This is a genomic window from Enterococcus sp. DIV1279b (assembly GCF_050531515.1).
GTDB classification, from domain to species: domain Bacteria; phylum Bacillota; class Bacilli; order Lactobacillales; family Enterococcaceae; genus Enterococcus_D; species Enterococcus_D casseliflavus.
In genome coordinates this window covers 3,511,986-3,532,840 of record NZ_CP172891.1, presented here as the reverse complement: position 1 = coordinate 3,532,840, position 20,855 = coordinate 3,511,986, and the positions used below count along the sequence as shown (strand labels likewise).

At 34.6% G+C, this 20,855-nt stretch carries 10 protein-coding genes and 3 pseudogenes; 6 read left to right on the top strand and 7 right to left on the bottom strand.

Annotated elements, in window-relative coordinates; genetic code table 11:
* Positions 1-35: 35 nt before the first annotated feature.
* Positions 36-194, bottom strand: coding sequence for a helix-turn-helix domain-containing protein (locus IGI71_RS16780; protein ID WP_137264744.1), 159 nt, complete (start codon positions 192-194; stop codon positions 36-38).
* Between the two features lie 1,931 nt (positions 195-2,125).
* Between IGI71_RS16780 and IGI71_RS16775 the strand changes: the two genes are divergently transcribed.
* From IGI71_RS16775 to IGI71_RS16765, 3 genes and pseudogenes are all read left to right on the top strand, one after another.
* The gene (locus IGI71_RS16775) at positions 2,126-2,266 is read left to right on the top strand and encodes a hypothetical protein (RefSeq protein WP_368264292.1); all 141 of its coding nucleotides are present in this window, start codon (positions 2,126-2,128) and stop codon (positions 2,264-2,266) included.
* A 215-nt stretch (positions 2,267-2,481) separates the two neighbouring features.
* Positions 2,482-3,672, top strand: a pseudogene (locus IGI71_RS16770) (IS256-like element ISLgar5 family transposase).
* A 721-nt stretch (positions 3,673-4,393) separates the two neighbouring features.
* Positions 4,394-5,944 (top strand): polysaccharide deacetylase family protein, encoded by a 1,551-nt coding sequence (locus IGI71_RS16765; protein WP_430615990.1) that lies wholly within the window; start codon positions 4,394-4,396, stop codon positions 5,942-5,944.
* 412 nt (positions 5,945-6,356) lie between these two features.
* On the opposite strand, the gene IGI71_RS16760 is transcribed toward IGI71_RS16765, so the two are convergent.
* Together IGI71_RS16760 and IGI71_RS16755 are read right to left on the bottom strand one after the other, a co-directional pair.
* Positions 6,357-6,548 carry a helix-turn-helix domain-containing protein gene (locus tag IGI71_RS16760; RefSeq protein WP_137264906.1) on the bottom strand — a complete coding sequence of 64 codons (192 nt, stop codon included), beginning with the start codon at positions 6,546-6,548 and terminating at the stop codon, positions 6,357-6,359.
* An 85-nt stretch (positions 6,549-6,633) separates the two neighbouring features.
* Entirely contained in the window at positions 6,634-7,020 is a 387-nt protein-coding gene (locus IGI71_RS16755; protein ID WP_270274406.1) for a sigma-70 family RNA polymerase sigma factor, read from the bottom strand.
* 759 nt (positions 7,021-7,779) lie between these two features.
* On the opposite strand from IGI71_RS16755, the gene IGI71_RS16750 reads away from it, so the two are divergent.
* Positions 7,780-15,186 carry a Rib/alpha-like domain-containing protein gene (locus IGI71_RS16750; protein WP_430615988.1) on the top strand — a complete coding sequence of 2,469 codons (7,407 nt, stop codon included), beginning with the start codon at positions 7,780-7,782 and terminating at the stop codon, positions 15,184-15,186.
* Between the two features lie 106 nt (positions 15,187-15,292).
* On the opposite strand, the gene IGI71_RS16745 is transcribed toward IGI71_RS16750, so the two are convergent.
* The gene (locus tag IGI71_RS16745) at positions 15,293-16,588 is read right to left on the bottom strand and encodes an ISL3-like element ISEfa11 family transposase (RefSeq protein WP_311811219.1); all 1,296 of its coding nucleotides are present in this window, start codon (positions 16,586-16,588) and stop codon (positions 15,293-15,295) included.
* Between the two features lie 67 nt (positions 16,589-16,655).
* Positions 16,656-17,151, bottom strand: a pseudogene (locus tag IGI71_RS16740) (transposase); the annotation flags it as partial.
* Between the two features lie 286 nt (positions 17,152-17,437).
* On the opposite strand from IGI71_RS16740, the gene IGI71_RS16735 reads away from it, so the two are divergent.
* Positions 17,438-17,686: a hypothetical protein gene (locus IGI71_RS16735; RefSeq protein WP_137264916.1), complete on the top strand. Its 249-nt coding sequence runs from the start codon at positions 17,438-17,440 to the stop codon at positions 17,684-17,686.
* Between the two features lie 243 nt (positions 17,687-17,929).
* On the opposite strand, the gene IGI71_RS16730 is transcribed toward IGI71_RS16735, so the two are convergent.
* Positions 17,930-18,556: a TetR/AcrR family transcriptional regulator gene (locus IGI71_RS16730; protein ID WP_137264915.1), complete on the bottom strand. Its 627-nt coding sequence runs from the start codon at positions 18,554-18,556 to the stop codon at positions 17,930-17,932.
* A 9-nt stretch (positions 18,557-18,565) separates the two neighbouring features.
* Positions 18,566-19,210, bottom strand: a complete 645-nt coding sequence (locus IGI71_RS16725; protein ID WP_137264914.1) for a TetR/AcrR family transcriptional regulator — start codon at positions 19,208-19,210, stop codon at positions 18,566-18,568.
* 315 nt (positions 19,211-19,525) lie between these two features.
* Here IGI71_RS16725 and IGI71_RS16720 point away from each other — a divergent pair.
* Positions 19,526-20,810: pseudogene (locus IGI71_RS16720) on the top strand (ISL3 family transposase).
* Positions 20,811-20,855 lie beyond the last annotated feature (45 nt).

Sequence of the window (20,855 nt, the reverse complement as noted above, 5' to 3'; positions counted from 1 at the left end):
TCGCTATTATTAGTATATGCAGCTATCAATAAATTTCAAATTTTTTTGAATGCATTCATGAAATCTTTGATATCCTCTACAGCAAAGCGAACTACACCGTCAATTTTTATTATCGGAAAATTATATACACGAATCCACTTATCTAAAGTATTGTTATCAATTCCAAGAAATTCACAGGTTTGTTTTTTATTCAAGTACATTCTCGACTTAATAAAAATCATCTCCCAAATAGTATATGAATTTTTGAATTACTTTGGGTAAGTACATAGGAATTTCACCTCTCCCCAGTTTACGGCGAGCCTTACGGAAGTATCATTATTTACTGCTATTGTCATGGCATTTTGTCGTCCCAGAACAAAAGAAATCTCTAAGTAGTTTTCGCTAACTAGGTCATGGCGTACTTGTATTTCTAGCTCGAATAGCAGGGAACGTTATTCAAAAATTATATCTAATTATCAAAGATCAATATAGGAATATCATCCTAATCACTATTAATAACAAGATGAAGAAAAAAAAAGAAACAAAAATAGAAAAAAACTTTATCTTGATTCAGAGAATTCAATATAGATAATATGATACTAAGCAAAATTATTTGGTTGTTAAGATAAATTATGACTACGTATTTAAAGATTTCTGGGTCAAAACTAAATAAAGAATGAGCCAATCAAAGTCATTTGTATCTAGTTCATTTTGATAATTTTTATGTGAGTAAATAAAAGATAAAGAAGTTTTCTACGCTCTTATTTCAGAAAGATCTTACGTGATTGAGTTTGACTTAATTACAGGAGACTATGTCATACTAGGGGCTATTCTAGTGATATGGTTGCTCAAGACTCATTCACCATAAATTTACATTTTATGAGATACCAACAAAACTATATTGTATTTTAAAAAAATAGATCGACAAAGATTACATGTGTCAGTAAATGATCACTGCTTTGTCGTATGAAAAAATATTTTTTTCTATTTTAATAAAAGCGCATGGTAAGCATGCCAGAACGGATAACCCCTTAAGGAAACAAGAGTCGAGAAAACGATTTTAGCGTTGGTTCGTCTAAACTTTAATAAATTATTGATAAAACTGTCCAATGATTCGGTAGAAGTAAGAACTATTTTGATTAACATCGAATAAGGCTCTATGATACAGTCACGTTCGAGTAGACTGGGGATTGTTTTTATGAAAGTGTAAAACCTGATTTTTGATTTTGATTTAATCAACAGGTAGATAAACGCTTTGGCTAGTAATTAAGCATGTTCGTGGTCAATTGCCACTTGAGAATACAGTACTGACTAGTATCTTCTAAACATTTTATTCTCTGGGAAACAGTAGGTACAGTGATGAATAAAACTTCACCTAGTTTTTGATGATATATGACCATTCTATTGCAACAAATTCAACAACTTCTTTCTAGTCCATTCGAATACTTTCCTCTGTTCTGATCTTGTACTAATTATCTTTTTTCAAAGTGAAAAGGAATAATTTTGAGTATTTACAAAGAACTGAATGCAAAGACTCGTGCACTTTTGACATATGTGATATTTCAACGTATATGAAACGAAAAGAGGGATTTTATCATAATGTGGATTGAATCAGATATAATTGGCAGTCTGCCTATATATTAGGAGGCTTATTACGGCATTCATAACTAGCTAGCAAGATGACACGAGTGGCCCCCTTAATTGCTAAGCTATAGGAGAGTAAAAGAAGAAAGGAAGCAAGTGTCTCTAAGGCGGGCGATCTTTTGAGAGATTTCATTTTGTTGTTTCTATTTATCTCATTTTTATTTTGGTTAGTCATTTTCGTATAGCTAAGCGTTCATCGACGTGATTTTGGATCATAACGTATGCTAGGACAAAACAAGGGGATACTGTAGGGAAAAGTTTTTCCGCCTATTGTATTGTTTGGCCTTTCGTTGTAAAAGCACCCTCACCGATGGTCACTTAGATTGGGTATATGAAATTGTTCAACAAAAAAAGTAGGAAAATACAGGAGAATAAAAAGAAATCACAATGAAATCTCCTAAAAGGTCAAGATGGTTTTAATAAAAATTTATCTTTTAATACATTTGTTATTTTGATAATGTAATGGTGTAAAATAGATTAAATAGTTTAATGAGGTGTTTATATGAAGAAAAAAGGGATTCCTTATTGTCCAAAACCTAAAAATGCTTTTGAAAGAGGTTTGTTTAAATATTTTGAAGGTGGAAAAGGTCAAGAACTAAAAGAAAAGAATCAAAAAATGAATTCTAGAAAAGAAAAAAAATGAGTATGTTTTTTAGAAAGAATGGAACTGTTGTGAAACTAGAGCGTAAAGATTTATAAGTAATCAGCGATCGTTAATTTTTTATTGAAGGGGTTATTTTTATATAATTCGTTGCAAATAAATAGAGAGTGTAAAATATTTTGTGTAAATAGAAAAAAGGAAGTCCCTTCTGTAGAATAGAGTTACCACAACACATTCACAGAAGAGAGGACTTCCCTATGAACGATTTTACTACAGAAATTCTAAAGACTCTAGCGAACAAAGGCGATTTGAATGAATTATTCCGTGTCCATTTGGAGAAAGCAGTCAATACGCTTCTCAAAACGGAGTTAACGGCTTTCCTAGATTACGAAAAGTATGATCGCATTGGTTTTAACACGGGTAATTCTCGTAACGGCTCCTATGACCGTACGGTCAAGACCGAGTATGGGGAACTTCATCTCCAGATTCCGCGCGACCGCAATGGTGAGTTCAAGCAACAGACTGTTCCTGCTTATAGACGGACGAATGACACGTTAGAGGAGACCGTCATTCACCTCTTCCGAAAAGGTATTACCATGTCGTAAATCGCAGACTTGATTGAGAAAATGTATGGGCATCACTACACGCCCCAAACCATGTCCAATATAACAAAATCATTTACAGAAGAGGTAACGGCGTTTAAAGGGCGGGAGCTTCATGACCGTTATGCTGCTATTTATATGGACGCAACGTATATTCCGTTAAAGCGGAAAACCGTCGCCAAGGAAGCTATTCATATCGCAGTTGGCATTCGCCCGGACGGATCAAAGGAAGTATTGAGCTATGCGATTGCACCGACTGAATCCATCACGATTTGGGAGGAAATTTTATTGGACCTTCAAGAGCGCGGTTTGAAAAATGTCCTCCTGTTCATCACGGATGGCTTAAAGGGGATGGTAGGAGCGATTAGTCGGTTCTATCCCAAAGCTCGTTTTCAACATTGTTGTGTACACGTTTCCCGTAATATCAGTCACAAAGTGCGTGTCGATGATCGTAAGGAAGTCTGTGATGATTTTAAAATGGTGTATCAAGCCTCATCTAAAGAGGTGGCGTTGGAAGCACGTGGTGCTTTTGCGGAAAAATGGAAAACCAGCTATCCAAAAGTGGTTGAATCGATTCTTTCGAACGATCACTTGCTCACTTTCTATGATTTCCCCTTGGCCATACGCAAGAGTATTTATTCTACGAACTTGATTGAATCCTTTAATAAGCAAATCAAGAAATACAGCCACCGCAAGGAACAGTTCCAAAACGAAGAGTCGATGGAACGTTTCTTAGTTTCGTCTTTTGATACTTACAACCAAAAATTCCTAGGTCGCAGTCATAAAGGCTTTCAACAGGCCGAAGGCGAACTTGAACAAATGCTAAGCCAACTGATTGAGAATTAGAAACAATCTGCAGTAGGGAAGAATCATTTACACAAAATTATTGACGCTCCCTACAAGCGAGTAGGAAGAAATATATATATAATAAAATAATTTAAATTGGTGTACGTACAAATATGCTTATTAAAGTATTTTAGACTCTCATACTAAGTGCTATTACTACGGTGAATTCTTTAGGAAACTAATAAATAGTTTGCTTTGATGTTATAAAAGAGACTTTATAAGGTGATAAGATGATTAATCAAAAGCACAAAAAGAAAAAGAAAATTTCTTCCAGTAGAAATTATGAAAAAATAACTTTTTGCTTAATAGTGAATAATTTAAATAGCAATAAAACTGGCAACACTATCAAAACAAGTGACTCTGTTTGATTAAATACTAATGGTCAAGTTATTAAAATATTTTGTTTAATTAAATAGAATAAGTTTGGAAAATAATTTATATTTAATCCTAGACAATTATTAGTGATTTAAATACTTCAACCATACTCATTAAACTATCGAAGGGCATACTCCCAAAAACTAAAATCAAAACTAGCGATTCTAATGATGTTGAAAACTGAGTTGAACATTAAGTAGACACAATATCTAAAGTGGTGAGGGACCAGCCATAATTACTGCGCTGAAAGTAAAAGAATAATAGAGAAAACTTTCCTGCAAAAATTATTATTACAATTGCGCTGTTTTATTTTACTTTACTATGATAAATGGAGGGATAAAGTCATATGTCTGACAAAAATACTTATGCATGTCGTAGTCAACGTCATAGACAAGAACCTGATACCTATAAAAATTCAGGTCAATTGAATGAAACTATAACCTCAAAAAACGGGAATGAAAACAAACAACTAAAAATACCGAAGAAAAAATCTAATTATAGCAAGTATATATTCGCATTATTTACCGCACTTATTCTAGTAATTGTCGCTACTAGCGGCTATATTGTTTATACATTAAAACAGCAAGAAGCAGAAGATCAAGCCAAATATGAAACTGCTGCAAAAAATCTCATGGCTTCAATCCAAGAAGAGCAAGACCAAATTGGAATTTCAACGAAAATAGATATTATAAATGACGGAGAAAATAAGTGCCTTGTTTACCGTCCAGTTGATGAAAATACTGTTCCTTTCAAAAATGCAAACCAGCTCTTAGACGAGCTTGCTCAAAAGCAACAAAAAAAGCATCGTGAAAAAGAAGTGCTTACAGTTGCCAGAATAAAAGCAACAGCAATATCTTCTAAAATTGGTCAGTATAGAATTGAAGCAGATAGTTTTATCTGGGATCGCAGTAAGGAAAATTTTAAAAAGCCAGACAGTATTTCTGAGAAAGCCATTTATGTTTCCGAAAAAACTGGCAAAGAAATCACAAATAAGGATTTGATTCCAGATGAAGGAAGTCTCTTAGGTATTCAACAGGTGATTCAGCAATCCATACTTGATCAAGCCAAAGAACCTGAAAAAATCATTGATGCTGTATTAACAATGGATAGAATTTCTTATGATAGTAAAATGACTTATACACCTGATGAATTGACTATCGTCTTACCAAAAAATTCAACTGGAACTTCTAAAGTCACTCTAAAATACAAAGATATTGCGCCATTCATTGATACAGATCTGGTTTCGCAAGAAAGTATAAAAGATACATTACCTGCATTAGATGAAAATAAAAAGTACGTCGCTCTTACTTTTGATGATGGTCCAAATAATAGCTCAACACTTGATTTGTTGAATATACTAAAAACAGATAACGTGAAAGCTACTTTTTTCATGTTAGGACAGATGGTGGATCAAAATCCAGATGTTGCAAAACAAGTCCACGACGAGGGTCATGAGGTAGCATGTCATTCGTATTCTCATCCACAATTGAATACACTTTCGATAGAAAAATTACAAAGTGAAATGAATAAAGCTAATAAAGCAATTTTCAAAGCTACGGGTGTCTTACCTCGCAATATCCGTCCCCCTTATGGTGCTATCGATAAAAAGAGTGCTGAGGCAATTGGTATGCCAATTATTCAATGGAATATTGATTCGCTGGATTGGAAATCAAGAAATCCTGAAGCAATCAATAATGTTGTCAAACAGAACATCTTTAATGGGGCAATTATCCTGATCCATGATATCCATCCTGAATCAGTCAAAGCTGTACCAGGATTGATCACTATGTTAAAAAATAAAGGATACGAATTCCTGACAATCAATCAATTATTGTCAGGAAAACAAAAGCCATTGCATCAATATTTTGGTATGAATGATGAGCGACTAGTAGATTAACTATCTTAAAAATTTTGATGTAATCCTTTGATTCATTCAAAAAATAGATTTTTAGATAGAAGAGCTTTGGTTTAAATGGGTAAAATATACTATTATCAATAATAAAATAATCCTTTTTTATTATTTTTGTTGATAGGTAAAATAATATATTTGTAGTTTCTCTTTCAGAAGAAAAGTTAAATAAAAAAAACTGATAAAGTGTGTCAAGTATAATAACTAATATAAACACAAGCACTACATTATTTTTAATTATAAGTCAATAACGGATCTACTTCAAAAATAGAAAGATATCCTGATAGTAAAGATGGTAGAAAAAACTGTAAGAAATTCACTTAAAATGAGCTAAGAAATTTGATGGAAAATTTGAAGTAGACATGAAGAAAGGGAGAAGCAAAAGGCATCTCCCATGTTTTTATGTTTTGATTTCAAATTTTGATATTGCAAGATATACTGCGATCATACACTCCTGATAGCAATCTTGGTCGTATTTTCCGTTTCTCCACGATTTTTTGTGTATCAAAGAGCTAAATCTTTTAAGAATGGCTTCAATGGCTTCTTCATTCCCAGATTTCGCTAAAATGAAATCTTCTTTCAATGTATTCATAGACCCTTTTCCTTTCCATAAATTTAAATGTTTTTTACAGGAGGTGGTCGTATCAGAATTGAAATTAAAATCGAGTGAATAATTTTTAAATAAGCAATTCTTGGATTTTTTGATAAAGGCGATGCTTTAGATTAGTGGCTCCTTGTCTCGTAATACCTAAAGATTCTCCAATCTCTTTATCTGTCTTGTCGAAAATAAATTTTTCAACAAGAAATATCTGTTCTTTTTCTTTTAACAAAGGAATAATCTTAGCTAATTTGGCATCTTCAACTTTAAAAGTTATATTTAAAATAGGAACAGGTTGCTTGACTTTGATTTTATTTTCAGTAAAGAAATGTTGAGGAAATTGATCGAGTTGTTCATGGTCTCTTATCTTTTTCTGCTTTTTAAAATAGGAGTTTGCGGTATTCTCGATGACCTTTTCAAAAAAACGAATAAGTTGGGCATTCACGCGTTCATCATTTTCTGACATTCTACTCACTTCTTCCAATCAAATTTAAAAGGAGAATGAACAGAAAGCGTGAAAAGAAGCTAATGCAATCTATACTTATCAATAAACTCTATAATATAATCTCTTTATACATTGATGTTACTTTACTATCAATGTTTATTTTGAGAAAAATATTATGAGTTAAGTTATCGTAGGAAATGCTTAAACCAAGATGATTGGTTGAATTTTTGAAGATTTCTTTATTTGATAGTGGATGGCCTGTACTTTTTAGAATTGGCACACCGGTCAAACTGATAGTTGAGTATGAAAGCACTTGTTTATTTGTCCTTTCCCCAATATATTGTTAGTAACTCATCCTATCTAGAAATAGTTTCTAATTTTTTAGTGATAATCATTATTTTTATATTCGTCCTTATTCGGCTTATTAAGTGAATTGATATTGTATATTGAAAAAAGTCTCGCTTTTAACTCATATTAATCTCTACTAAGATTCCTCCTTTCTTCGAGTATTATTCTCATTTGTTTATAAATTGCATTTTTTTCTTCTTCTAGTTTCAGCGTTTTCTCCTTTCATTATTAACAACGAGGAAAAAGGCTAAATGGACACAATATAAATATATTTAATAGAAGGGTAAAAAATGATCGTTCATATTGAAATTATTGAAAATATATTTTAATATATTATATGATAAATCGGACGTGTTTTACTATTTTTAATAAAATGAACGTTCGTTTTCAGTTTTATTTTCAGCTAATTTTTATGTAAGGAGGATAAATAGTATGTTTTATCAAAAAACGGAGAAGCAGTTTAAGTACGCAATTAAAAAGAAAAAAGGAGGAGGTGGAGCGGCTTCTTTCATTATCGGTGCAATTTTTTTAGGAATAGGATTAATTTCTTATCCTACAGTTTCTTTTGCTAGTGAAACAACAGAGATAAATCAATCAAGTGAAATCCAATCTAGTTTGACTAATTCTGGTCTAAAAGAAAGTAATTCAGAGGAAAAACAAAATATTGATATGTCGGAAGATAGCTCTATAAATAACGAACTAGAACTAGATTCGAAAGCAAACGTTTCTGGATCAGAAAATTCATTTGATGAATCTACTAACAATCTAGAAACTACAAATTTATCTGAAGATAGTATTGAAGTTCAGTCAGAGTTTATTATTCAAAATGAAGACTCGACTGATAATGATGCTGTTCAAGAATTAGAAATGAATCCCCATGAAGATAACGGTGATGATATTTCAGTTGAGAATCAGATGACAGGAGCTACAGAAGAAAGTATAAAAAGTAATACTCAAGAAGTAGATAAAGATACGACAGTTTTATCTGATACACCAAGAGATTTCGTCAATTTAGAGGACACTAGTACAGATATAGAAAATGCTACTCCACAAAAAATAGACAAAAAAGACAGTACGTCTTTATCAGAGGAAAATCTTTCGTCACCAGCATCAAGTACTTTACGCAGAAGAATTAGGAGTTTGGATGTTCAAACTGGAGAAACTTTTTTAGAAGATTGGGCACTACCAGACAATTCTAACATTTCTGGAACTTTGATTACCCAGACTGGAATTACGTATGTGGGTGTAAAAAAGGATGATCCTACCCAATTGCATTTAAAAATGGCCTATAGAGCTGCAGCAACACCAGCTGCAATTGATTGGATTTATCTTCGTGTGGATCCAGAGCTTATGAAATATATTAAAGAAATCAACATAAAAAATACTGTAAACATCGGTGCGCAAGTTGGTTACCAACGATATTTTGAAAAAGTAGATGCTAATACATTGAGTGATGTAAATACTTTCGGAACCCCGACCGGTGTAAGTGATGCTTATGCACAAGTAGATCAAACAACTGGCGGAATCTATCGTGTATTATTAGATAAATTTTTTACACGTATTCCAGGTGTAAAACCTAAGGACCGAGGTGCGTTATCTGGAAACTGGGGTGTATTTCCATCAGTTCCTCTCGAGGCTGAGAGATATGAAGCAAATATCTATATAAAATTATCAAAAGATGTCGCAGAGTTACAGCAAGAACTTGGAAGGGATAAGTTTGGTGTTCAACTTCGTTTACAAGGTCAATCAAGTTCTGGTGTTGCAACTATTGCTAAAGAAAGTTTAAATAAGAATACTATTATTGATCTTTCACAAGAAGAGCCAGAAGAAAATAGTTCAAATTGGTTAAATTCACCATCTATCCATACAATTACTACTACTTATGAAGGAAAGCAAATGGGGAGCGATGGTCAGTTCAGTAATATTCTCGAAGGAACTGATAAAAGTCTGATTAGAGTTCAGAATACAATCATGAATAACCTTTTATATGGAACGGCACTTGATTTAGGTCGACCTGTTTCATTTAATATTGAGATTGATCCACAAATATTAAATTTAGTTTCAGATGATGATTATATTACGATTTGGCAAGTATACAGAGAAAATAGTATCAACCATCATGACGGTGGATCAAATGCACCTGTCATGTTGAAAAAGAATATGTTTGTAGATAATAAAATAAAAATTGAAGTCAACAAGGATAAAGCTGGTCAGTATGAAAACGGAGTTTACTACGTTAATGCTGTTGAGAGCTTTATGAATACTTTGAGTTCCTCACCATTTGTTGGTGCAAACTTTATTGATATTCCTGTTATGCCTAAACCTCTAATTGAAGATGAAGATCAATTGGTATCAGCAGAAATTAAAACATGGTTTACGGATAAAAAAAATGATCAAGAGAGAGTAGTAAGAAACTCACTTGCTTCAAGTTACATTAATTTATTCCCTACTACTATTAATTTCTATGATTATTCAACCAAGGATACAGAACAATTATTGAAGTTACGTGAATCAACCTATTTAGTTTCTACGTTTGGTCAAGAAATTAATGGAATGGATATGGGGGAAACATACGAAATTAGTAATTATGAGTTTGTGACTGCCGATCCTGAAAGTTTAATAATTACACAAAAAGATGGAAATGTCATTAATTTATATTATAAGAAACTTTCTAGTGATGCTGAATTTTATGAACCAGAAGTAGAAAAAGAAGAAGTCAACTATGGAGGAACGATTGATTTAACGGATAATGTAACTAATCTTGAAGAGTTGCCGGAAGGCACGAAAGTGAACGATGTTACACCAGAAGGTGTCATTGATACAACTCAACCAGGTAAGTATGAAGGAACGATAGAAGTTACGTACCCGGATGGAACAAAAGATACAGTGAAAGTTCCAGTGGAAGTAGTGGACAATCGAAATGATGCTGAAAAATATACTCCAGAAGTAGAAAAAGAAGAAGTCAACTACGGAGGAACGATTGATCTGACGGATAATGTAACTAACTTGGAAGAGCTGCCAGAAGGCACAAAAGTGAACGATGTTACACCAGAAGGTGTCATTGATACAACTCAACCAGGTAAGTATGAAGGAACGATAGAAGTTACGTACCCGGATGGAACAAAAGATACAGTGAAAGTTCCAGTGGAAGTAGTGGACAATCGAAATGATGCTGAAAAATATACTCCAGAAGTAGAAAAAGAAGAAGTCAACTACGGAGGAACGATTGATCTGACGGATAATGTAACTAACTTGGAAGAGCTGCCAGAAGGCACAAAAGTGAACGATGTTACACCAGAAGGTGTCATTGATACAACTCAACCAGGTGAGTATGAAGGAACGATAGAAGTTACGTACCCGGATGGAACAAAAGATACAGTGAAAGTTCCAGTGGAAGTAGTGGACAATCGAAATGATGCTGAAAAATATACTCCAGAAGTAGAAAAAGAAGAAGTCAACTACGGAGGAACGATTGATCTGACGGATAATGTAACTAACTTGGAAGAGCTGCCAGAAGGCACGAAAGTGAACGATGTTACACCAGAAGGTGTCATTGATACAACTCAACCAGGTGAGTATGAAGGAACGATAGAAGTTACGTACCCGGATGGAACAAAAGATACAGTGAAAGTTCCAGTGGAAGTAGTGGACAATCGAAATGATGCTGAAAAATATACTCCAGAAGTAGAAAAAGAAGAAGTCAACTACGGAGGAACGATTGATCTGACGGATAATGTAACTAACTTGGAAGAGCTGCCAGAAGGCACAAAAGTGAACGATGTTACACCAGAAGGTGTCATTGATACAACTCAACCAGGTGAGTATGAAGGAACGATAGAAGTTACGTACCCGGATGGAACAAAAGATACAGTGAAAGTTCCAGTGGAAGTAGTGGACAATCGAAATGATGCTGAAAAATATACTCCAGAAGTAGAAAAAGAAGAAGTCAACTACGGAGGAACGATTGATCTGACGGATAATGTAACTAACTTGGAAGAGCTGCCAGAAGGCACGAAAGTGAACGATGTTACACCAGAAGGTGTCATTGATACAACTCAACCAGGTGAGTATGAAGGAACGATAGAAGTTACGTACCCGGATGGAACAAAAGATACAGTGAAAGTTCCAGTGGAAGTAGTGGACAATCGAAATGATGCTGAAAAATATACTCCAGAAGTAGAAAAAGAAGAAGTCAACTACGGAGGAACGATTGATCTGACGGATAATGTAACTAACTTGGAAGAGCTGCCAGAAGGCACGAAAGCGAACGATGTTACACCAGAAGGTGTCATTGATACAACCCAGCCAGGTGAGTACGAAGGAACGATAGAAGTTACGTACCCAGATGGAACAAAAGATACAGTGAAAGTTCCAGTGGAAGTAGTGGACAATCGAAATGATGCTGAAAAATATACTCCAGAAGTAGAAAAAGAAGAAGTCAACTACGGAGGAACGATTGATCTGACGGATAATGTAACTAACTTGGAAGAGCTGCCAGAAGGCACGAAAGTGAACGATGTTACACCAGAAGGTGTCATTGATACAACTCAACCAGGTGAGTATGAAGGAACGATAGAAGTTACGTACCCGGATGGAACAAAAGATACAGTGAAAGTTCCAGTGGAAGTAGTGGACAATCGAAATGATGCTGAAAAATATACTCCAGAAGTAGAAAAAGAAGAAGTCAACTACGGAGGAACGATTGATCTGACGGATAATGTAACTAACTTGGAAGAGCTGCCAGAAGGCACGAAAGCGAACGATGTTACACCAGAAGGTGTCATTGATACAACCCAGCCAGGTGAGTACGAAGGAACGATAGAAGTTACGTACCCGGATGGAACAAAAGATACAGTGAAAGTTCCAGTGGAAGTAGTGGACAATCGAAATGATGCTGAAAAATATACTCCAGAAGTAGAAAAAGAAGAAGTCAACTACGGAGGAACGATTGATCTGACGGATAATGTAACTAACTTGGAAGAGCTGCCAGAAGGCACGAAAGTGAACGATGTTACACCAGAAGGTGTCATTGATACAACTCAACCAGGTGAGTATGAAGGAACGATAGAAGTTACGTACCCAGATGGAACAAAAGATACAGTGAAAGTTCCAGTGGAAGTAGTGGACAATCGAAATGATGCTGAAAAATATACTCCAGAAGTAGAAAAAGAAGAAGTCAACTACGGAGGAACGATTGATCTGACGGATAATGTAACTAACTTGGAAGAGCTGCCAGAAGGCACAAAAGTGAACGATGTTACACCAGAAGGTGTCATTGATACAACTCAACCAGGTAAGTATGAAGGAACGATAGAAGTTACGTACCCGGATGGAACAAAAGATACAGTGAAAGTTCCAGTGGAAGTAGTGGACAATCGAAATGATGCTGAAAAATATACTCCAGAAGTAGAAAAAGAAGAAGTCAACTACGGAGGAACGATTGATTTAACGGATAATGTAACTAATCTTGAAGAGTTGCCGGAAGGCACGAAAGTGAACGATGTTACACCAGAAGGTGTCATTGATACAACTCAACCAGGTAAGTATGAAGGAACGATAGAAGTTACGTACCCAGATGGATCAAGTACAACGGTTAAGGTGCCAGTAACAGTTAAAGATAGAGTAGACTGGGTAGAAATCAATCCAATTCCAACGATCGATCCAGAACAAATTATGCCGGAAGAAGTTCATAAAGGGGAAGAAGTTGATCTAACAGACAATATTCTTAATCTTCCGGAAGGAAGTATGGTAGAAGTAGTCACGCCAGTGGACACTACACAAGTAGGCGAATACACAGGAGAAGTGAAAGTCACCTTCCCAGATGGATCAAGTACAACGGTTAAGGTGCCAGTAACAGTTAAAGATAGAGTAGACTGGGTAGAAATCAATCCAATTCCAACGATCGATCCAGAACAAATTATGCCGGAAGAAGTTCATAAAGGGGAAGAAGTTGATCTAACAGACAATATTCTTAATCTTCCGGAAGGAAGTATGGTAGAAGTAGTCACGCCAGTGGACACTACACAAGTAGGCGAATACACAGGAGAAGTGAAAGTCACCTTCCCAGATGGATCAAGTACAACGGTTAAGGTGCCAGTAACAGTTAAAGATAGAGTAGACTGGGTAGAAATCAATCCGATTCCAACGATCGATCCAGAACAAATTATGCCGGAAGAAGTTCATAAAGGGGAAGAAGTTGATCTAACAGACAATATTCTTAATCTTCCGGAAGGAAGTATGGTAGAAGTAGTCACGCCAGTGGACACTACACAAGTAGGCGAATACACAGGAGAAGTGAAAGTCACCTTCCCAGATGGATCAAGTACAACGGTTAAGGTGCCAGTAACAGTTAAAGATAGAGTAGACTGGGTAGAAATCAATCCAATTCCAACGATCGATCCAGAACAAATTATGCCGGAAGAAGTTCATAAAGGGGAAGAAGTTGATCTAACAGACAATATTCTTAATCTTCCGGAAGGAAGTATGGTAGAAGTAGTCACGCCAGTGGACACTACACAAGTAGGCGAATACACAGGAGAAGTGAAAGTCACCTTCCCAGATGGATCAAGTACAACGGTTAAGGTGCCAGTAACAGTTAAAGATAGAGTAGACTGGGTAGAAATCAATCCAATTCCAACGATCGATCCAGAACAAATTATGCCGGAAGAAGTTCATAAAGGGGAAGAAGTTGATCTAACAGACAATATTCTTAATCTTCCGGAAGGAAGTATGGTAGAAGTAGTCACGCCAGTGGACACTACACAAGTAGGCGAATACACAGGAGAAGTGAAAGTCACCTTCCCAGATGGATCAAGTACAACGGTTAAGGTGCCAGTAACAGTTAAAGATAGAGTAGACTGGGTAGAAATCAATCCAATTCCAACGATCAATCCAGAACAAATTATGCCGGAAGAAGTTCATAAAGGGGAAGAAGTTGATCTAACAGACAATATTCTTAATCTTCCGGAAGGAAGTATGGTAGAAGTAGTCACGCCAGTGGACACTACACAAGTAGGCGAATACACAGGAGAAGTGAAAGTCACCTTCCCAGATGGATCAAGTACAACGGTTAAGGTGCCAGTAACAGTTAAAGATAGAGTAGACTGGGTAGAAATCAATCCGATTCCAACGATCAATCCAGAACAAATTATGCCGGAAGAAGTTCATAAAGGGGAAGAAGTTGATCTAACAGACAATATTCTTAATCTTCCGGAAGGAAGTATGGTAGAAGTAGTCACGCCAGTGGACACTACACAAGTAGGCGAATACACAGGAGAAGTGAAAGTCACCTTCCCAGATGGATCAAGTACAACGGTTAAGGTGCCAGTAACAGTTAAAGATAGAGTAGACTGGGTAGAAATCAATCCGATTCCAACGATCGATCCAGAACAAATTATGCCGGAAGAAGTTCATAAAGGGGAAGAAGTTGATCTAACAGACAATATTCTTAATCTTCCGGAAGGAAGTATGGTAGAAGTAGTCACGCCAGTGGACACTACACAAGTAGGCGAATACACAGGAGAAGTGAAAGTCACCTTCCCAGATGGATCAAGTACAACGGTTAAGGTGCCAGTAACAGTTAAAGATAATACGGTTGCTAATAAACAAAATTTAAAAGGAGAAGATAATTCAATTATAATTGATATTACAAATTCTGATAAAACCACCCCTATATCAAAAGATTCGTCGAAAGTGAATAATAAATCTACAGAAACCAATAATAAAATACTTCCTAAAACTGGAGAAAAAAGTAATACAGAGTTCTCTGTTATAGGAGTAGCATTAATCGGTTTCTGGGGTCTTTTATTAGGATTATTTAAGAAAAGAGAAGAAAACTAAAGAAATAAGCAAATGGAATTTATTGGCTCTTTGTCAATAAGGACTGATGAGTTGTGCAAAATCAAATCTGGGTCAGAATGAACCACATTCTGGCTCAGATTTTTTGTTATCTTACATTGATTAATTGATTGATCAAAAAGATTCTAATTCTCATGTTCTCGAATGATTTAAATCCGTAGGATACTCGTTTCATTGTCTTTATGTGGGTATTCTTCGCTTCTATTTTTCCATTGGAATAAGGATAGATCATTGCGTTGGTGATGCCTTCTTCATAGGTCAGAAGGTTTTGAAGCTTTTCCCGAAAGCTGTCATCCAACGTTTCGGGAAGTTCTGCTAATAAGGAGAAAAATAAGTCAGGGTCTTTGTCTCGAAAGGCTTCAACTAATTCATGAAAAAAGGGATACGCCTCCTTCAGGGGCGTAGAAAACTCAAGCAATCGATCAATCATCATTGCTTCAGTAAGAAATGGGTATTTTGGTGCTCGGAAACTTTTCCATGTTTTGTATTCATAATGGTTGATGTTTGCACGATTTTTTAGCAAAAAGCGCCAGTTCTTTTTCAGTTTTTCTGTCTGGCTTTTCTGTCCTGCTTTACGAAGTTCATTCATTTCACGGATACGCAACTCATTGAACGCTTGATTCATGTGTTTGACAATATGAAACCGATCAATCACTACTTTCGCATTTGGCAGAACACGTTTGGTGAGCTGGAAGTAGGCGGCGTTCATGTCTGTCACCAAGAATTCTACTTCTTCTGGATTGGTACACTTTAAGAAATAGCTTGTTAATCGGGGTAATTTACGCGTAGGCAAAACATCTATTAATTTTCCTGTTTCGCCATCCGCGCAAATAAAGCTCATTTTATCTTCTATGGAAGCATGCGAACGAAATTCATCAACCATCAATACTCTTGGGAGAATCTTCTTAGATTGCTTTGGCAAATAACTTTTAAACTCTTTCAATGTACGAATAACGGTGGTCAAAGATACCTGACAGCTTTTCGCAATAAAAGATAAAGATACTTTTTCAGTCAGTAAAGAAGCAATTTTATATCTAACATGATTTGCGATTGAATGTCTGGGTTGGACAAAATAACTTTGAGCAGTCCAATGGGTTCGGCAGTTTTTACAGGTATAACGCTGCTTTTTTAGGCGCATAACCAAAGGCATATGATTGTATTGTTCAAAACGGACAATCGTTTCCTTCTTCCCATTTTTCACTATAATTGCTTTCCCGTTTCCATCTACCACAGTAGAACCACAACTTCTACAAGCACGAGGAGCAGGCGAGAGAACAGCATCGACGACCAACGTCTTTTTCTTCTGAAGGGTCTCGTAAGAGACCTCTGTAATCATCAAATCTTTCTCTATTATTCTCAGCATTTTTTTGATAGAATCATTCATATAGCATATCGTCCTCTCAGTTGTTTATTTTGTGGTGATTTAATCATACTAGAGAACGATATGTTTTTTAATACCTAAAATGAAAATGGGACTGAAGAATCAATTCTGATTCATCAGTCCCATAAATTATAGAGCCATAAATTCTTGCTCGAAAGTTATGGAAATTTCGATAGCCGTAGGATACTCGTTTCGATGTCTTTATATGAGTATTCTTCGCTTCTATTTTTCCATTGGAATAAGGATAGATTATCGCATTAATGATGCCTTCTTCATAGGCCAGAAAGCTTTGAAGCTTCTCCCAAAAGCCTTCTGACGTTTCGGGAAGTTCTGCCAATAAGGAGAAAAATAAGTCAGGGTCTTTGTCTCGAAAGGCTTCAACTAATTCATGAAAATAGGGATACGTCTCCTTCAATGGCGTAGAAAAGCCAAGCAATCAATCATCATCGCTTTAGTAAGAAATAGGTATTTTGGTGCTCGGAAACTTTTCCATGTTTCGTATTCATAATGGTGATGTTTGCACGTTTTTTTAGCAAAAAGCGCCGGTTCTTTTTCAGTTTTTTTGCCCAAATAATTAGAAACAAAAATATATAAACAGTTAAAAAACATTAAGTAATAATCTTCTTTTAAAGTTAATTTTAGTATATAAAAGAAAATTAGATTACTATCTATTTTAGAAGAAATTACTTTCATTTATAGTATACCGTAATTTTTTTAACTTAGTAACTGAGTATAATTTCTTGTATTTTGCTCCCTTTCTTAGATTTTCAGGTTATATTACCACAGCATACGAAAATGTGCTATATTATTACTACAGTATTTAAAAATTTGATATAAAAAGGAGTCTTTTTTTTGGAAAAAGGAGTCGCTGATATTGAAAAAATCAAACGGATATTGAAACAAGAATCCATAAAAGACTTAGTAGCGGGAACAGGGTTAAGTAAAAGCACTATTTCAAGCTTAAAATCAGGTAGTCGAAAAGTAGAAAAACTAAATCTTTCTGCAGCAATTAAATTAACCGAATATTCAAATCAAGTATTTAAACCAATTATTGAAATCTGGGGAGAAAAACATAAAAACAGCCAAAATACCAAGTTGTAGAGTGAATTGTAAATAGCGGAAAACCTGCCTTTTAAATTGATTATTGACAGTGATTTACTGAAATCGTGGATAGATTTACCAGATATTTGTTTTTAATCTGTTTTTGTACTTTATGATTATTGGACTTAAGAGTGTAGTGAATCCAGAAGTGAGATTTTAGTCTAACTTTCTGGGGTAGATGTAAGACCAATATTTGAATTATTAGTCCCATAATTTGTAACTGATCATTTTCTACACAGCTCATCAGTTATTTTTTGAAAAAAGTCTTCTTTCTATCAATATTTTCAGTTGTGTTAAAAGAATTTTTTCAAATTCTATAGATTGTTCATCTTGTTGATATAGCGATAGGTAAAGTAATATTTTTTTTCGATAGAATTCGTTAAAATACGAATAGATATAAATATTAACTATATTATCTATAAATAGTATTGTATAGCGATCATTTACTTTGGGATGTTCTATAAATTTTAAATAGTAAGAAAACTTTTTTCGTTCAAACTCTTTTACAATTTCTATGTTTTTAATCTGAACAGAATTAGTTGAAATAAGCATGTAAAAATTTAAAAATAATTGCTTCTTATCAGAGATTATGCGTACTCTATCAATTATATTTGTAATGTATTCATTGATTGTAGAGCTTTTATCAACAATTTTTTCTAATTCACAGTTTATTTTATTTAAATTATACTCTATCACTGCTTCATAAAGATCGTGTTTTGTTTTAAAAAAACTATATATAATAGTAGTACTAGTTTTAGATTCATTAGCAATATCTAAAAGTTTTGTTTTTTCATAACCAAATTTAGAAAAATGTTCCATTGCAATAATTATAACTTCTTCTCGCTTATTGTTTTTATTAATTATTGACATAAGCTCATCTTACTCCTTCGCAATTAAAGATAGCGTATCGATGACATTCTCTTTTAATATTAATGAACTCTTTATAGTATCTTCCAGAAAAATTTCAGCTTTTATTGTTTGATACTGCGTGTTTTGGAGTAGCTCGCCAGATAGCATCATTGTATCGATAATAAAAGTATATACAACTGGATCTATTTTTTCACTAATTTCATTTTTCTTTTGTAGTTCGTTAACAGTGTTCCAGTATATTTCAAAAAAACTTTTATTATCATAAAACTGTTTAACCCATTCATTTATCATTTGCTCATCACTAGGAATTTTATTATAAAATACAATCAGTTCAGGATGTTTTCTTCCTAGCTCCAAAATCATTTCAAACATTACTTCTAAACGGTTTTCCAGCTTTAAAGGGGTATTGTTAATAATAATAATATATTCCTCTAAAATAGCAAAAATATGCTCTATTGCTACTGCTAACATTCCTTCTTTATTGTTAAAGTATTGATATAATGAACCTACGCTTAAATGTGCTTCCTTGGCAATTTTCCGTACAGAAGCTGAATTATAACCAATTCTACCAAACTCATCCAAAATATGAGTTAATATAATTTCCTTTTTTTCTATTTTGAGTCTATTAAACAATTTATTTGCTGTTTTATACATAGATATCTCCTGAAAATATAATTTAAAATAGTATAACACACTCAGTATTTAAAAACGATCACTCATTTTTTAGATATTTCCTACTTTTATATATAGAAAAACTAAATATCGTAAAAATAATTATTTCATAGAGATAAATTACAGAAAATTCTATTTCCAATAAAATAAAATTTGGTTCTACAATATTTAGTGTTGGAGGAAAATCTACGGATTTTCTACTGACACTTTTTTTGTAAAAAAAGATAGAAAAAGAGATAGCCTAACTGGTAGAATTTAGTCGACTAAAACAAAACCAAACCAAAAAAGGATATCTCCATGGATCATTGTACTAGAAAATTGTTAGGTTTAACAGATGAAAATTTATTCTTCGAAGAAGAATGGTTAGAGACTGTAGAAGAAGAGAGGTTTCGCACCAATCTTATCCATGCCAAACTTAGCTATATACCAAGCGATTGCCGTAAATGTGGCATCAAAAATGAAGGACAAATCATCAAGAATGGCTCACACAAAACAAAAGTCCAACTTTTACCTTATCGAGCAACCAAAACAGAATTACGCTTGGTAGGTACGCACTTTTACTGTAAAGAATGTCAGTCGACATTCAACGCAACGCTCAGACCAATTTGGTGGATGAAAACTGCTATCTTTCAAAGGAATTAAAGGTTCAAATTGCCTTGGAACTGGCGAAGAATACAACAAGAAAAGAAATTGCCAATCGCTATTTTGTCTCTGACGTAACCGTTCTGCGTGTCCTGCACACCTGTTTAAAAACGTATCATCCTCGTTTTGACACATTACCTTCGGTCCTTTGTTTTGACGAGTTCAAATCGATGAAGTCCTGCAGTGGAAAAATGAGTTTTGTTTTTATGAATGGGCTGACCCAGTAATTAATCGGTGTATTGGAGAATCGCCGCCTGGCTTTCTTAAAACCATATTTCCTTAAATTCATTCACTCGAAAAGCACGAGCGAACGTGAAATACGTCGTGATGGATATGAATGCCCATTATTTTGAACTTGTAAAGGCGGTCTTTCCCAAACGCCAAAATCGTGACCGATCGCTTTCACATTGTCCAACAAATCACTCGGGCATTAAATCAGTTGCGAATTAAAACAATGAATAGCTTTCAAAAAACAGAACCGAAAAAGTATCGACGATTGAAGCGATTCTGGAAATTACTCATTAAGTATGCCTATGATCTGTATAGTTCCAATTATCAATATAATCGATCCTTTTGTAGACCAATGACGCAAAAAGCGATCGTCGATGAACTTTTGAGTTATGACGAGCAATTAACAAGAGCTTACGAGACCTGTCAGCTACACCTCTATCACTTTAAACACAAGGACAGCCAAAGCTTTTTCGATACGATCAACAGCTTAGATCAATACCTCCCACAATGGTTTTGTAAGAAACTGACGTTTTTAAATAAATATAAATTAGGGATTCAATATGCTTTAAAAACCAGGTATAGCAATGGTGCATTGGAAGGAACAAACAACAAGATAAAAGTGATAAAACGAGTATCCTACGGATTTAAATCATTCGAGAACATGAGGATTAGAATCTCTTTGATCAATCAATTAATCAAAGTGAGATAACAAAAAATCTGAGCCAGAATGTGGTTCATTCTGACCCAGATTTGA

Coding starts and splice junctions, on each gene's coding strand:
- IGI71_RS16775 (WP_368264292.1), top strand. CDS start 2,126: ATGAAGAAAAAAGGGATTCCTTATTGTCCAAAACCTAAAAATGCTTTT.
- IGI71_RS16765 (WP_430615990.1), top strand. CDS start 4,394: ATGTCTGACAAAAATACTTATGCATGTCGTAGTCAACGTCATAGACAA.
- IGI71_RS16760 (WP_137264906.1), bottom strand. CDS start 6,548: ATGAATACATTGAAAGAAGATTTCATTTTAGCGAAATCTGGGAATGAA.
- IGI71_RS16755 (WP_270274406.1), bottom strand. CDS start 7,020: ATGTCAGAAAATGATGAACGCGTGAATGCCCAACTTATTCGTTTTTTT.
- IGI71_RS16750 (WP_430615988.1), top strand. CDS start 7,780: ATGTTTTATCAAAAAACGGAGAAGCAGTTTAAGTACGCAATTAAAAAG.
- IGI71_RS16745 (WP_311811219.1), bottom strand. CDS start 16,588: ATGAATGATTCTATCAAAAAAATGCTGAGAATAATAGAGAAAGATTTG.
- IGI71_RS16730 (WP_137264915.1), bottom strand. CDS start 18,556: ATGTCAATAATTAATAAAAACAATAAGCGAGAAGAAGTTATAATTATT.
- IGI71_RS16725 (WP_137264914.1), bottom strand. CDS start 19,210: ATGTATAAAACAGCAAATAAATTGTTTAATAGACTCAAAATAGAAAAA.